The organism is Paenibacillus pabuli (genome assembly GCF_039831995.1).
Classification (GTDB): domain Bacteria; phylum Bacillota; class Bacilli; order Paenibacillales; family Paenibacillaceae; genus Paenibacillus; species Paenibacillus pabuli_C.
Genome location: NZ_JBDOIO010000004.1, coordinates 1,489,901 through 1,506,190, shown reverse-complemented (window position 1 = coordinate 1,506,190; position 16,290 = coordinate 1,489,901). Strand labels below are relative to the sequence as shown.

The following is a 16,290-nucleotide window of genomic DNA, read 5'->3' as shown; positions in this document are numbered from 1 at the left end:
AAATCTGAAAATTGTTCATTCAAATGACTTATTTGCCGATAAATTCTTGAGCCCAGTACCCGTTGTAGTATCCAACACCGATTTGGGTGAAGTTTTTGCTCAGTATATTCGCACGGTGTCCTTCACTGTTCATCCACGCAGTAACCACTTCCTGAGGTGTTTTTTGACCTTTGGCGATGTTCTCACCAGCATAGCTGTAAGTTACTCCAAATTGTTTCATCATATCAAATGGAGAACCATAAGTTGGTGATTGGTGATCAAAATAGTTGTTATTGCTCATGTCTTTTGCTTTGGCAAGAGCAACTTTATCAAGCAGTGCATCTGAAGCCAGTGCGCTCAGACCTGCTTTGGCACGCTCAGCATTTACAAGTTTTACAACCTGTGCTGCAAAATCGGATTGTGCAGACTCATTACCACTGTTGCTTGTATTGTTACCTGTGTTGCCGCTGTTCTCAGGCTTTTCCGCTGGCGTAGCAGCCGGTTTCTCTTCTTGCGTTGGTTGAGACGGTTTTGTTGTTTCCGGTTTAGTTGTTTCTGGTTTAGTTGTTTCTGGTTTCGCAGTTTCGGGCTGTGCTGCTGGTTGTTTAACAACCTGACCATTCGATACCGTAATTCCGTTATCCTTCATCCACTTTTCAAGCCATGTTTTCAGGCTGGTTGCATCCGTAAGTTTAAATGTAGCTTTATATGTGGATACCTCTGCTGCAGATGCAGAAGCAGGGAGCATAATTCCTACGGCCAGTACAGCTGTCAGACTTCCAGCGACGACAGTTTTCAACAAGTTCTTTTTCAAATTCATTCATCTCCTCGAAAAGTAATTAGTTACAACTTTGTAATGAACACTCTAGCAGTATACCAATTCATACGAGTGATGTGAACCTATAAATTATGGAAAAGTTACTTTTTTGTAATCATTATTGTTGATTCAAAAGTATTCGGAAGGTTTAACTATTGAGGTCACGTACGCGCTAAGACATGATTATATATCTGTGCATACTGCAGAAGTTGGATGCGTGCACGCATACATAATAAGCTCTATAGCCTGTATATGTTGAAATAAGCCATTACCTGATTTTTTAATTGGATTGCCTACTGCCTATCATATAGGAAATACGTATTCAAAGGTGCGTCCTTTTTTAACCAAAAAAAAGACATCCGGAATCAATACATCTTGTCCGAATGTCTCGAGTTACCTATACATCAACGATCGGGTTGAAGGATAGGTACTTATGTTTTGAAGAATCTTTTCTATAGAAGGACTTTACTGAAACGATATCCTCTCTTTTGAAAACCAATGTGCTCATAGAAAGAATACGTTGATGAAGCAACTTCACGATTCGCACCGGTGACAAACAATTGTTTCCCACCTTGCTGTCTGCCCCAGTCCTCGGCACGAGCCATCAGACGACGGCCAATGCCGCCTCCACGGTGCTCTTGCCCTACAATCAAGGACGTAATTTGAGCGGCAGGTTCCGGATAGGCATGACTTTGCACACATTGCAAGCCGATCATACCAATAATTTGTTCATCCACTTCGGCAACAAGCATGCACGCGTTTGGATTATTCTCCAAACCTTCAATGCGCTCTTTCATGACATTGGCTGTTGTCGGGTAGCTGACCTCTCGCATCAGTCCCGTTACCGCTTCAGCATCTCGCAGTTCACACTCTCGGATCATCAGTACAGGGGCCTGGGCATTATTGGACATGATTTACCTCCACTTTCAGCATATTTGCGGCTTGAACCGCCGTTTTACGAGCTTCTTCCACATCGTGGCTAGCACTAAGTGCCACAGCCATCCGGCGTCCCACTTTGGCCTCAGGTTTCCCAAATACACGAACCTGAGTACGTGGAAGAGCCAGTGCTTCTTCAATCCCGCCTATAGTAAAGTCGGATGTTTCATGATTGGCTTTCAGCGTAGCTGAAGCTCCAGGTGTAAGCAGATGTACATCTGTCACAGGGAAACCAAGTATTGCACGCACATGCAGTGCAAACTCGGAGCTGTCTTGCGTGACCATGGTAACCATACCTGTATCATGCGGACGAGGGGATACCTCGCTGAACACGACTCCGTCTGAGGTCAAGAATAGTTCGACGCCGAACAGCCCATAACCACCCAGCTCATCGGTCACAGACTTGGCAATATCACAGGCTTGCTCCCATTGCTGCGGAGTCATTGCATGCGGCTGCCATGATTCGACATAATCCCCATCCTTTTGAATGTGACCAATCGGAGGACAAAATACAGTTCCTGATACGGATCTTACGGTGAGCAGCGTTATTTCACTGTCAAATTTCACAAAGCTCTCCACGATGACACGTACCGATTTGCCGCGTGCTCCAGATAGAGCAATATTCCAGCAATTCTCTACGTCATCCAGCGTGCGGCATACACTCTGCCCTTTGCCGGAAGAACTCATCAATGGTTTGATCACACAAGGTGTACCCAATTTACGAACGGCTTCTTGGAGTTCGTCCAAGTTGTTCGCGAAAAGATAGGATGCTGTCGGAAGCTTCAATTGTTCAGCCGCCAAACGCCGGATGCCTTCGCGATCCATGGTCAAACGGGCAGCACGTGCCGTCGGCACAACACAAAATCCCTCTTCTTCAAGCTCCAACAAGGCTTCTGTCGCAATCGCCTCAATCTCAGGTACGATGTAATGAGGTTTCTCCTTACGGATCAATTGTTTCAGAGCTTCGGCATCTAACATGTCGATGCAGTAAGACCGGTGTGCTACCTGCATGGCAGGAGCATTGTCATAACGATCTACAGCGATCGTTTCAACTCCCAGTCGATGGGCCTCAATAACGACCTCTTTTCCCAATTCTCCGCTACCCAGCAGTAGCATTTTTTTGGCTTGAGCCGTAAAAGGAGCACCCCACATGTTCTTTCCAATCCTCCCAAAGAGAAATCTTCTATATCTGTCTCTCTATTTTCGGGGTTTTGGTTAAAGATTGCAAGAGTGCTCCCTATTTTTCTTGTGAATTTTACAAGATTTTTTGTGTTTTTTCGATCAATTTTTACAATTACCGTTCACAGATTCGATACTCTTTCCATTCCTCCCAAATCAAGGATATGATTGTAATATTGATCTGAGATCACCAATGAACCTGATCCTACCTTCTTCCCGAGAGTTCAGCAACCTGTAATATGCCGATTTTTCTCTCGGAAAATGTCATTATGTGAAGAAACATAGGCCATCTTAGGCGCCTTCGGATTCAAGTATTGTTTCGCACTGTTTACCGCCACAATCGCATCATTAAAAGCTCCGGCAATCAGTCGTACTTTACTCTCATGGGTTGCACAATCTCCTGCCGAAAAAATACCGGGTACATTGGTCTCTGCAAGCTGGCTCATTACAATCATACCTTCGCTCATCTCCAGACCGCAGCGGGCAAGGCCACTTACGTGGCTTGTATACCCATGACTAACCACAATTTCATCCACTTCGAGCAAAACATTCTCCCCGGTGTCTACGTGAGTTATAACCACCTGATGTATGCGGTCCCCATTCCCGTGTAACCGCGTAATTTGATAGGGTGTACGCACATCCGCTATGTTTTTCATATATTTCACATTTCGTTCCATGGCGCGAAATTCCGATTGACGGTGAACAACTGTTACAGTTTCAGCTTTTTCCGCGAGTTCGATAGCCCAGTCAACAGCACTATTGCCTCCGCCAGAGATCAACACATGTTTACCTGTAAATCGTCCCAGACTTTGCAACGTATAATGGAGATTGCTCCGCTCATATTCACTTGCTTCTTCCATTTCAAGCCTTTGAACTTCAGCGATTCCTCGACCTATTGCGATAATAATGGAGCGTGTATAATGCAACTCGCCCTCGTCAGTATGCAAGGCGAATAGTCCGTTGTCCAGGCGAGTGAATCTGTCTACGCTACGATTCAACACAACGGTTGGATCAAAAGTGGTCGCCTGCTGGACGAGCCACTCAATCAACCTGGAGCATTTCATAGGTGGCACTCCGCCCACATCCCATATCGTTTTATCCGAATAGGTATGTAGAAACCCGCCAAGCCGATCTTTGCCTTCAATCAATTTCACTTTCATTTCGCGCATACCCGCATAGAAGGCCGCATACATGCCTGCAGGGCCGCCGCCAATGATTGTCACATCATAAATGTCTTCTTTATGCATTTCGGACACATCCGTTCTGGTTTTATCAATCGAAAGCAACTCTGGCAATATTAAGGTCTACCTTATTTGTTCTTCTCCTTAAAAGCAGCAACGATATCATCAATCACATAACTGTCGGCAAGCGGAGACATTCCCAGATTGAACCATTCCTTTCCACCAACCATATAGACATGATCATTCTTGACCGCATTCAGATTTTTCCACAGTGAGGTGGTTAACATCTCGTCAAACTTGCTTTTTATTTCCTTGTTCGTCTCATCATCCAGTTGTACGATCAGATGATCTGCATCGTATTCGGGCAATACTTCCAAGGATACGGACATTGCAGTTTCGGATTCAGGAAAATTAGGGAGTGGTTGCAAACCCAGCTGTTTATGGACGAATCTTCCCCGATCAATGTTCTCGCCATGTAAAATAATTTCCTTCTCCATCACTCTGATGTACAGCACAGTCTCGTCACCAATCAGGTTGTGCAGCGTTTCGGCGCCTTGTTTCTCATGCTGCTCCAGGGTTTGTATCACCTGTTCGGCCTGCTCTTCTTTCCCCAGAATCGCTGCTATACCACGCAGTTCATCTCGCCAGTCATTATGCTCTGGCAGCAGCACGGTTGGAGCAATCTGCGAGAGCTGATCATAGTCCTTTTTCGACCACCAGACAGGAGCAATAATTAAGTCAGGGCCTGCATCAAGAATCGCTTCAAAGTCAGGTGTTCTTGCGATGCCCATCTTCAACGTATTGGAGAAAGGGTCTTGCAGATATGCGGGAAATTCGGAATGATAGTTCTGTACAGCCACAGGTACGATACCGAGTGCATATAAAAACTCCGGGTATACAACCGACAGAGCGATTACCCGTTGTGGTGATTCCGGTATGGTAATATCGCCCATTTCAGTGTGGACCACTTTTACCTTGTCAGCTTCTGCTGCTGATGAATGGGGCGCTCCTGTTGCTTGCGCTTCACTTGAAGACACCTTCTGACTGGTCGGACTACATGCAGAAATCATGAGTAAAATCAAAATTGCACACACCATTGTAAACCCTTTGAACTTCACTTCGTATGTACCCCCTATATGTCAATGAGATATGATAATGAGCAATTAATAATAATTATCATTATCATTTAGATATAGGAGTAGTATATTAAATTACGTTCCTGCATGATATTGACGATTCGGACTTTTTGCTATGGACGATCTTGCCAGAGCTTTAATATTTCATCCAGCATCAGTTCATGGGTAAACGCAGTGTAATCCAGCAGAACGCCCGGCATGAGTATATCAATGCATCCATTTTGGACTGCTGTCGTATCATTCCAACCTTCAGAGTTTTGAAGAGCGTTCCACGTTTGCTTAGACTTTTCATCCTCCTCCACGATCAACAGCATTCTATCTATTGAGAGCTTCGACAGTTCTGTAACTTTCACTGTTCCCAGCTTCCAGTATGCCTCTATCCCTTCAGGACCGTTCATTTGCAAGTCCACATAAAATACAGAAGCTATGCTCCTCGGCCCCAGCACCTGCAGCACTTCGCCATGTACTCTCAGTACAAGCAGCCGTTCTTCCCGAACGCTGTCTGCAAGCTGTGTTCTGACCATCGCTGACTTCTCATCATATCTTTGCAGCCACGCCTCCGCAACATCTGATCTGTCCAAAAAACGGGCAACATATTTCAGGTGATCCCGCCAATCCCCCTCATCCTGCGGAATGATGCATACTGGTGCAAGGGAACGAAGCTGATGAGCCAGCGTGTCCGACATTTCTCCCTCAACGGTGATGATATAATCCGGATCCACCATGCGAAGCTGCTCCAGCCATATGGCTTCCACCTCAGCCAGCGGCATGACTTTGTTCGTTTCATATTTGCGTCTGTAATACTCAGTCCATGGATGACGCGCCTTTGCGGCACAAGGAATAATCTGCAAGGCAAGGAGAGTTCCTATGCTCAAGGAATGAACAGCTGCTATTTTTTGCTTGCTGCCCTGTATAAATGCTGCTGGGGGAATACCCGAGATTTGCTTGAATTTACGCCGGAAGTACATTTCATCCTGATAGCCCACGTATGATGCAACATCCTTGAGTCGATAATTATGATCGTTTCTCATTAAAATCTGGGCTTGCTTGATTCGGAAAAAGGTCAAATAGTCCATCGCACTGCAACCATATCTTTTTTTGAATAAACGCATGAAGTGACGAGAGCTCATTCGTGCAATGGTCGCCAGCTCCTCAATCGTTATTTTGTTCATATAATTTTGTTCGATGTAGTCCTTTACATGTTCTACGGGAGAAGTGGAAAAACGCTCTTCTGCACGTACCACATCGTTGAACATTGTATACAGTAATTCCTGAAAACGAATTTGACCATAGTACCTTTGTAAACCATTCTTACTCCGCGCTTGCTGATAGATCATCTGACAGAGCTCACCAACCGCAACCGACGAAGCACATATGACCTCAGCGTCACAGGGATCCCCCAGAAGTTGCTTCATAATATCGAGAACTGCAGGATCATCTTGTTCCGCCAAATGCATCACTTCGAAGTTCATATGATACACCCCTCTTTCATCCAGTGAATGAACATTTGCCTCAACCAACTGCCCAGGGTGTCCGATGTACCACGCTCCTGCACGTAATTCAATAAAGTTGCCATCTACTGTTAACCAGCCCTGACCACTAGCCATAAACAATAACATATATGTGTCCAGGAAGTGTTTTCTCAAACACCAATTCCTTACATAATCGCTTGCGCCAGGTTGATCCACATGTATGAGCTTAAAGTGAAGATGATCCAGCTTGTCAAAACGTTTTAATTGCATTTCGCTATGTGCTTCCTGCATCGTTCTCCCTCCAGCCGTCCCGATTCGTTCTTCTGGTAATCCTTAAAATATAGCACAATTCCGTGAATGAACTAAGTGCCAGTAGGAACAGCTATACACGCGCCCCTTCGCAAAAAACGGCCCGCACAGCACCTTTTGAATAAAAAAAGACACTCCGGGCATTCCTATTCCCTGCCTCCAATAAAACAATTTGCTTATCTTGAAGGAAAAACCAGGGTTATAGGGTGCCGGAGTGTCAAGAGAATCAGTCACAAAAATCTAAAGCATACCTTGGCCAGAATTCATGTTATAAAAATCTGTATTGCGCTTCGATGAGACCATTATAAACGCCTTGTTTCTGGATAAGTTGCTCATGGTTTCCTTCTTCCTTGATTTCGCCATGATCCAGAACGATAATATTATCTGCATTTCGGATCGTCGAGAGTCGGTGAGCTACCATGAAAGACGTTCTGCCTTTAAGCAGTACTTTCAGTGCTTCCTGAATTTTGAGCTCTGTCTCGGTATCAATGCTTGCTGTTGCTTCGTCCAGAATGAGAATCCGCGGGTCTGCGAGCAAGGCACGGGCGAAAGACAGCAGCTGCCGTTGTCCCATGGACAGCACATTCCCTCTTTCTTCAACCTCCGTATCATATCCGCCAGGCAGTTTCATAATGAATTCATGGGCATTGACTGCTTTCGCAGCATCCTCCACCTCTTCATTCGTTGCATCAAGTCTGCCAAAACGGATATTGTCACGAATCGTTCCGGAGAAGATAAAGGTATCCTGCAAGACAATGCTTACCTGACTGCGCAAGCTCTCAACAGTGATATCCTGTATATCATGGCCGTCAATCGTCAGCCTTCCGCTGGTAATATCATAGAAGCGGCTAATCAGATTGATAATTGTACTTTTTCCTGAGCCTGTGTGACCAACCAGTGCGATGGACTCTCCTGCTGCGGCTGTAAAGCTGATTCCTTTTAGCGCCTGTCTGCCTTTCTCGTATTCAAATACGACATTGTCAAAAACGATATCGCCTTTAATAGAAGGAATCGGCTTCGCACCCGGTTTGTTCGCGATGCTTGGTTTCTCATCCATGAATTCGAAAATGCGTTCAGAGGAAGCCATGGCTACCAGCAGTTGATTGTACATCTGGCCCAGACGGTTGATCGGATCCCAGAAGTTACCGACATAGTTGGCGAAGGCTACAAGCAAACCAACGGTTAACTGACCATCTTGAATCAGGTAAGCACCAAACCAGAACAGGATCAATGTACCGAAACCGCCGGTAATTTCAATCAGCGGTCCAAAGCCCTGGTTCATGGCTGATGCTTTGTCCCACGATTTTTTGCTGGACAGGTTCATGTTGTCAAAGTACTTCATGTTCTCTTTTTCCTGTGTGTACGCCTGAGTCACGCGAATCCCCTGAATGGATTCATTCAAGTGGGAGTTAATGCGGGAGTTCTTCATCCGAACATCCTGCCAGGCCCGGCGGATAAGGACCCGCAGCTTGGTGGAGATGATAAACATGATTGGTACCGTAATAATGACAGCAAGACCGAGTTTCCAGTTTATGAGCATCAATATGACGATAATCCCGAGTAACTGCACGCAGTCGATCATGACGTTGACCGCACCATTTGTGAACAAATCCTGCAAGGAGTTGATATCATTCGTGACACGAACGAGTACGGACCCCGCCGGTCTTTTGTCAAAAAAGTTAAAGGACAGCTTCTGGATATGTTTAAACAGATCCGAGCGAAGGTCATAAATAACCCGCTGTCCTATAATGTTAGTTAATTTGATCCGGTACGTATTGGCAGCCCATTGAATGAGATAGAGCAGGAGTACCGAACCCCCAATGATATATAACAGGGTCATGCTTGGCAGTCCATTCTCTGGTGCTATGGCTCTGTCAATCGCCAGACTGATCAAGAAAGGAACAGATAATTTCGTGATCGTACCCAAAATCATCATCAATATGATCAGTGGCAGGAGCTGCCTTGCGTAAGGTTTCATATAACCGAACAAACGTCCAAATTCTTTCCAGTTAAACGGCTTCTCAATAATCTCATCGTCCTGATAGACGAATCGTTCATTTAGATTCTTCTCTGAGGTCTCTTTGACCTCGCGCCTGTCTGCTACCGTTTCGGCACTCATGAGTTCACCTGCTCCCCAGCCTCCCGCTTGCCGCGGGCGATATAATCTGCGTATTGAATCTTGTAAACATCCTGATATGGTCCAGGTTCTTCAATGAGACGTTTGTGTGTACCGCGCTGAACGACACGCCCTTCATCCAGTACCAGTATCTCATCTGCATGTCGCAGGGAGGAAATACGGTGTGCAATAATAAAGGTCGTTCTTCCTCGCATGACTTCCTGGAAACCGGACTGGATCTCATGCTCGGTCTCCATATCCACTGCACTAGTCGCATCGTCAAGCACCAGAATTTTCGGATTTTTCAGCAATGCTCTTGCAATCGCAATCCGCTGTTTCTGGCCGCCGGACAGACCCATGCCTCGTTCACCAACAACCGTGTCATATCCGTCTGGAAACTCCATAATGAAATCATGTGCCTTGGCCAGCTTCGCTGCACGAATAATTTCATCCATGCTTACGTTTTTGAGACCATACGAGATATTGTTGCGTATGCTGGAGGAGAACAGGAACGTTTCCTGGAATACGGAAGCGATCTGGCTCCGCAAGCTGCGAATGCCCATGTCTTTAATATTTTTGCCATCCAATTTGATGGTTCCCGAATTGACGTTATATGCACGCATCAGAAGCTGAATTATGGTGGATTTACCGGAACCTGTGCCTCCCAGGAAACCGATAACCGAGCCCGGAGGTGCATCAAAATTAATATCGGTTACTGCCGCCATTTTATTGCCATACGCAAAGGTGACAGAATCAAAAGTGACATGTCCCTTAACCTGATCAGCCTCGACAATGATTGGATCTTCAGTCTCCTGCACGTCCACCGGTGTATGCAACAGTTCAAGCACCCGTTCGCCCGAAGCTTTGGATTGTGTATAGTTGTTGATATGGAATCCAAGGTTCCACATGGGTCCGATTATGTACCAGATCAAACTGAAAAAGGCAACGAGTTCACCTAGTGACAACGTTTGATTGATGACCATTCTTCCTCCCATGACGAGAAGCAGTACAACGCTTACAGAGGCCAGAATCTCCATGATGGGAAAATAGCGACTCCACAATGTTGCAGCATGAATCTGATTCGTTTTGTAACGCTCGTTGCGTGTGGAAAACTTCTCCACTTCGTAAGGCTCACGTGCAAAAGATTTTACGGTACGCACTCCAGTGATATTTTCCTGTACGGCTGTCGTCAATGAACTGAGCGCCAGTCGCATCTCCTGGAATGCAGGGTGGATCTGGGATTCAAATCTTAGCGCAACAAAGGCAAGCAGAGGAATACATATGAGCGTCAGCAAGGTAAGCTGCCAACTCATCGTCATCATCATGATTGCGCCGAATACGACCATCAAAACCATGTTGAGAATCTGTGCAAAACCAAATCCGATAAAGTTACGGATGGCTTCCAGGTCTCCCGTGAGGCGGGACATCAGATCACCCGTCTTGGCCGTATCATAATAACGGAAGGATAAAAATTGAAGCTTCTCGTAACATGCGTTACGCAGTCGGTACGCCAGGAAGTTACCAAGGCGTCCTCCATAAAACCCGTGTAAAAACTGCATTCCCGCTTTCAAAATCACAACACCTAACACGGTCAAAGCAAGTATGGGAACGTCTTCAAAATTGCGCGGTATAATTACGTCATCAATCAGTATCCTGAGCAAATTCGGATACACCAGCCCGAGTGCAGTCGCTATGGCGAGGAACAAGATTGATACAAATAAATACGTGCGCTTTTCCCAAAAAAAGGTTTGCAGTTGCCTGAGAACATCCATGTTTCTCCTCCTCTTGTCTCGTTCAAAAACAGTATGAACATTTATGAAGTTTATCACCGTCCCCCATTCGCGGCAAAGCGAATAACTGACCATATTCAGGCTACTTTCTCCTTAATGCGTCATTAACAGGAACAAAAGACCACCTATCAATCAAATGTTTGAATATTCTCTTTGTTTCAGGTTGTTCGGACAAAAAAAGGCTCCCTGTATGACCTGGTCGGTCAGGAGCCTTTTTGCGGATACATATGCATACACTTTGCGTGTATACTTATTCGTGTACGAATTGCTGCACTTGGACTGAAAGACTATGCCATTTCTCTGCTGGAACGCCGCTTGTCAGTGTCTCATTCAATGCAGCAACAGCTTCCTTCAGTCGATCCTCCAACTGGCTGGATTGATGCTGCAGCGACTGATGCAGTTGGGCATCGTAGAACTGAATCAGTTTTTCCTGTGCAGCGGGAAGGACGCCAGCCACCATTTGTTTAATTACCGGATCCAGCGCTTCCTGGAGTCTCTGTCTCCCCTCCCCTTCAAAGAATTGCTTCGGATTGCGGAAATAGCTAAGATACGTTTTCCAGCCCGACGGTTCCTCCAGCCGGATCTCTTCCAGCACAGGTGTGCTCCAGTTTTCATTAAAAGCAAGCGAAAGATCCATTCCTCCGGATCGTTGTAGTTCCTGAACGCAATCATCGATCTGCTTCATTAACCAGCTCTTCCCTGCCTGCTCCAGTCGGAGTGTAGTCGCAAGCAATTCCTGTTCCAGCTCTACAGCGATCATACGCAGCAGTTCTCGTCCGCATGCAGCAAATGCACCTTTCAGATTGCCACGGTCTTCACGCAGAACGGAAGGATGGAACGCTTCTGCCATAAACAGTCCCAGGCGATAACCGAGCCGCTGTCTGACATGAAAAAGTAATTCAACCGTTTCCTGAGCAAGTTCTTCTCTCATGGATCGCTCGGAAAGGGTTCGAATTCGTGCGAGGGATTGATCCATGACGGCATGCAGTTCTTGCCTGCGCTGCTGCAGCACCTCTTCACCCTGAACCGCATCGTGAGCACGCTGATCCAGCCGCTGAATAACCCTTGACAGCTCTTCAGCAGCACCTCCAACAGCCAGGTCGGCAAGTTCCGAGCCAGCGAACCGATTAAACTCTTCCTCAAAACGGATAAAACCTGATTGCTCCAGCATATCCGTATCCCCCGTGCTTTTACCTTCCATTGCAAGCAGGCTAGAAACGGGAAATAATCGTGGTGCCCGAATCCCATTGGTTCGCAGCTGAGTACTGACATGATCCAGTACCTGTCCAAGCTCTTCTTCGGATGATGATAAATCACTGGCGTTTACCACAAAGAACATCTGATCCATGGCGGAGCTGTCTTTCACCCGTCCCAGTTGATTGAGAAACTGACGATCCCCCTGGGAGAAGGCATGGTTATAGTAGGTTACGAAGATAAGCGCGTCCGCGTTCTTCATATAATTGAATGTTACACCTGTATGACGGGCATTCACCGAGTCGGCTCCGGGTGTATCCACCAGAACAATGCCTTGTTCCGTAACATCACAGCTGTAGTACAGATCAATGCTGTCGACAAAACAGGATTTCCGTTCATTGGCCACAAAATCGCGGTACCCGCCTAGGTCCACCTGAACATCTTGACCAAGCTGATCTGCCGTGTCATCCCAGCCTGCAGCCGCCGCCTGCAGGAAGCTGTAGTGCGGCCGTCCTGCGGGATGCACATCTTGTGGCGATAGGGATTTGACCTGTTTCTGCCAATCCGCTCCCGGTTCGCCCAATCCGAGCAAACGGAAGGAATAAGCCAGATCTTCCTGAAAAGCTGCCTGGGTCTTCATTCGGACCCGGGCCGTTCCATGCTCCGCGCCCCCGGCCGGAGCCATGATCCGGTTAATCGCCGCTGTCGTTGGATGCGGGGATACGGGGAGTACAGCTTCGCCCAGCAACGCGTTGGCGAAGGAGGACTTCCCGGCGCTGAATGCTCCGAACAGCGCCAGGGTGAACGTGCCGCCCGCAAGCGAAGCCGCGCGTGCACGCAGATCCCGTACCGCCGAACCCATGGCGGGGTACGGCTCTACCAGCGCAGCGGCGGCTTCCAGCCGTGCCGCAGCTGCGTCCAGGCGCCGGCGGCGCTGTGCGCCAGCCGCCGGCTGCATATGCGCCGCAGCTTTGCGCGGCGGCGCCTCCGTCTGTGGCTGCACCGCCACAGACGCTGATGTGCCCGGGTCAGAGCCGTGAGCTTCGCTCGGCTCTTGCGCGGGCACATGCGGGCCACGCACCTCCGGCAACAGCCCGGAGGTGAGGGGGCCCGCAGGAGGCAGCAGGCTGCGCAGCCCTGCTGCCTCGGCGGCGGCGGTGCGCTGCAGCGCCGTATAGCGCGCCGCCGCCGCGGATTGCGCCAGCAGCGCTGTGCGTCTGGCGTCCAGCGCCTGGAGCGCGGCTTCGCCCTGCGCGCCCAGCGCCTCAAGCATCCGGTCGGCCAGCATCATGGCCGACCTGCGGTAGCGTGCCTCAATCTCGCCCCGCACCTCCTTGCTGAATTGAAGCACGTACTCGGGAGACACCTCTGCGCCAGCGCTTCGTTTCATCTCCAGTAGTGCTTCATCCAGAACAGGCAGTTCGGCATTCAACGCCTGTTCCCAGTCCGGACTCCACAGCTGATGCGTTTCTCCCAGCTTCCGAAGCATGGTGCGAATATGCACTTCCACTTGACCGGAAGTTTGATCCTGAAGCATTTTCACAAGTTCAGCTGCACGGCGCTGCTTCTCCTGTTCAGTTTTACCGCCTGAGAAGAGCAGTCCAACCCGAAACCCAGGTTTCCGGCTCTCAAGATAGGAGGCCGCCGACGTACGGATATCTGCGGGAGTAAGATTTGCATTTGCTAACAGGGACTCCAGCTCCCCACGGAACTTCTCACGCTCACGTGCGGGCTTGGCACGAAGCTCCTCTTCTTCAGCCTTTAACTGATCAAGCTCTCGTTCGAGTCGTTCAATGCCCTCCTGTCCTCCGATCTCCTCCAGCAGAGCCGCCTCTTCGTCCTCACGCTGTTCCGCCTGTCTGATCAAGTGCTGCTCAGTGATATGGCTGGCTGAACTTGCAAGGCTATGACGAATTAGAGCTTCCTTCTCTTTCAACATGTGTTGAATCAAATCAGGGAGCACATTCCATTGATTATAACGATGATCCTTATCGCGAAGCGAAGTGAACAAGAGGCCGTCATACCTGACTTCCCACGCGCCAAAAATCGCCTCTACGCCTTTTACATAGTCGTCGAACGCAAGCTCCCGTTCCCGATGCTTATCAATCTGATTCACAATGAGAAACAATGGCTTACCCCAATCCGACAGACTTTTGGCAAAAGACAAATTGCTCTCAGACTGAACATGATTATAATCCATCACATAAAACACCACATCAGCAAGGTGAAGCGCCGAATGTGTTGCCAAACCATGTCCCCGGTCAGTCGAGTCCACTCCTGGTGTATCAAGCAGCACAGCGTCATCGGATAGCAAAGGAATATCATCCCACACTTCAATGGAACGATATGCACCACCATTTTTGCAGTACTCCTCCAACTGCTCAGGTGAGACCTCGATGGGATTTGCCAGTCCTCCCTGATTGTCAGCGCTTTCGTTTGCAGCCGTATAGATCAGCGCTCGCGGCGCACCATTGCGAATGGACACGACATTGGCACTTGTCGGAACAGGACTTGATGGCAGCACCCGTTTACCACATAAACTATTGATCAGACTTGATTTTCCTGCTGAGAAGTGTCCACAAAACGCGATCGTCAGTTGCTTCATTTCGGCCTTGTTCATCAGATCCGTTAAAGCCTGTACAGCAGTATGGTCTCCTGTCTGCTCCATTGCCTTGCGCAGCGAAAGCAGTGGTTCAGCCAATTCTACTGGGTAATCTGTTCTGGTCATGTCTGGCCTTCCCCCTGGCTCCTCTTAATTTGGCATTTGCATCATGCCTTTATCTCATAATAAATGTATTTTAACATTAGACGAACCGAATTTGAACGGTTTACACGTTATGGAGCTCTGCCATGCAGGAAGAGAACATCATTTTTGCTAAAAAAAATAAAACCGATCTGTCGGTTTTATCTGTGTTGTGGCTCTATTGCCACTGTGCATACCTATGTATTTATGTATGTTGCACTCAATGCCGGCATGATTTTATGTGATAAGCTCGATGCCAGCATTGATGCAACATGTCTTGCGTTTACCAGGAGATTAGGAAACAGCATTCTCCAGGGAAGGCAGCAAAATTTCAAATACTTGTCCATGCTGCAAAATAGTGATGTCTCTTCCTTTGTCTCTCATAACCACAACTTCCGGTTTTGTGGACATACGCTCCAAATAGTGCTCAGGCACGTCGCCAGAGTGGCTTACTGTGATGCCTTCGACTTCTTTCTCTTCGTTTTCAGCCATTTCCTGTTCAACGATTTGTTCAAAAATATCGGAGAAGGCCTCAAAATTGTCAGTGTACACGGAAATGCATTTCATGATTACTCATCCTCTTCTGCTCATTAATTTATTTTTCGTTTTGGGGTTGTAGCACGTTCCTTATCTTTCCTGATTTGGGACGTTTTCATACGCTTTTTCCCTTCCCGGCATACGTCCAGCAATGGACAGATGTGACATCCAGGATTTTGAGCCTTGCAATGGTAGCGTCCAAAGAAAATAATCCGGTGGTGAGTTAAAGTCCACTCATCCCGGGGTACGCGCTTCATCAGTTTTTTCTCGACTTCAAGTACGGAGTCGTCCCAGCCTGCCAGCCCGAGCCGTTTGGATACACGTTCAACATGCGTATCCACCGCAATGGCCGGTACACCAAATGCATTGGAAACAACCACATTTGCAGTCTTCCGCCCTACACCTGGCAGCGTCACAAGCTGATCATGTTCCTGCGGTACATCACCGCCATACTGCTCTATTAAAATACGGCACATGTTCTGAATATGCTTGGCCTTGTTCCGGTACAAGCCAATACGCCGGATGTCCTGTTCCAACTCTTCGAGCGGAACCGCCAGATAGTCGGCAGGACTGGTGTACTTTTGGAACAAGTCTGCGGTCACCTTATTTACCGTTTCATCGGTACACTGGGCAGACAACAGGACAGCTACAGTCAATTCAAACGCATTGCTGTGATTTAATTCGCAATGTGCATCAGGGAACATTGCTTCCATTGTATCGAGTATGTGCCTAACAGTCGCTGCATTCATGAAGAGCTACCTCCCACAAAATCACCACACCGAGTGGAGACTTACTTCCAAGCTTATTTCGAGTGCTCTGCGGGGACGCCAAAAAGCTTGCAAAAAAAACGTCCTGATGGGGGAAAGATCCCGCATCAAGACGGTCATTCTTTTGATCCTCG

Annotated in this window: 11 protein-coding genes; all 11 read right to left on the bottom strand. The window is 47.8% G+C overall.

Features of this window, described 5'->3' with window-relative positions:
* Nucleotides 1–28: 28 nt before the first annotated feature.
* The 11 genes from ABGV42_RS26475 to nth all read right to left on the bottom strand — a co-directional run bounded on the left by ABGV42_RS26475 (nt 29) and on the right by nth (nt 16,138).
* A complete protein-coding gene (locus ABGV42_RS26475; RefSeq protein WP_347384383.1) occupies nt 29–793 on the bottom strand; it encodes a CAP domain-containing protein in 765 nt (254 codons plus the stop codon).
* Nucleotides 794–1,248: 455 nt separating this feature from the next.
* A complete protein-coding gene (locus ABGV42_RS26470) occupies nt 1,249–1,707 on the bottom strand; it encodes a GNAT family N-acetyltransferase (RefSeq protein ID WP_347384382.1) in 459 nt (152 codons plus the stop codon).
* Complete coding sequence (gene purT / locus ABGV42_RS26465) at nt 1,697–2,884, bottom strand: formate-dependent phosphoribosylglycinamide formyltransferase (protein ID WP_347384381.1); 1,188 nt, start codon at nt 2,882–2,884, stop codon at nt 1,697–1,699. Before purT ends, ABGV42_RS26470 begins: the two co-directional genes overlap by 11 nt.
* Before the next feature lie 251 nt (nt 2,885–3,135).
* Nucleotides 3,136–4,158, bottom strand: a complete 1,023-nt coding sequence (locus ABGV42_RS26460; RefSeq protein ID WP_347384380.1) for an NAD(P)/FAD-dependent oxidoreductase — start codon at nt 4,156–4,158, stop codon at nt 3,136–3,138.
* Between the two features lie 62 nt (nt 4,159–4,220).
* Nucleotides 4,221–5,210, bottom strand: a complete 990-nt coding sequence (locus ABGV42_RS26455) for an ABC transporter substrate-binding protein (protein ID WP_347384379.1) — start codon at nt 5,208–5,210, stop codon at nt 4,221–4,223.
* Nucleotides 5,211–5,341: 131 nt separating this feature from the next.
* Complete coding sequence (locus tag ABGV42_RS26450; protein ID WP_347384378.1) at nt 5,342–6,991, bottom strand: AraC family transcriptional regulator; 1,650 nt, start codon at nt 6,989–6,991, stop codon at nt 5,342–5,344.
* Between the two features lie 286 nt (nt 6,992–7,277).
* On the bottom strand, nt 7,278–9,128 hold the full coding sequence (locus ABGV42_RS26445) for an ABC transporter ATP-binding protein (protein WP_347384377.1): 1,851 nt from the start codon (nt 9,126–9,128) through the stop codon (nt 7,278–7,280).
* Complete coding sequence (locus tag ABGV42_RS26440; protein WP_347384376.1) at nt 9,125–10,897, bottom strand: ABC transporter ATP-binding protein; 1,773 nt, start codon at nt 10,895–10,897, stop codon at nt 9,125–9,127. The genes ABGV42_RS26445 and ABGV42_RS26440 overlap by 4 nt, the downstream gene beginning before the upstream one ends.
* Nucleotides 10,898–11,165: 268 nt before the next feature.
* Entirely contained in the window at nt 11,166–14,837 is a 3,672-nt protein-coding gene (locus tag ABGV42_RS26435) for a dynamin family protein (protein WP_347384375.1), read from the bottom strand.
* A gap of 309 nt (nt 14,838–15,146) precedes the next feature.
* A complete protein-coding gene (locus ABGV42_RS26430; protein WP_095292936.1) occupies nt 15,147–15,419 on the bottom strand; it encodes an NAD/NADP transhydrogenase alpha subunit in 273 nt (90 codons plus the stop codon).
* A gap of 23 nt (nt 15,420–15,442) precedes the next feature.
* On the bottom strand, nt 15,443–16,138 hold the full coding sequence (nth, locus tag ABGV42_RS26425; protein ID WP_347384374.1) for an endonuclease III: 696 nt from the start codon (nt 16,136–16,138) through the stop codon (nt 15,443–15,445).
* Between the last annotated feature and the right edge of the window lie 152 nt (nt 16,139–16,290).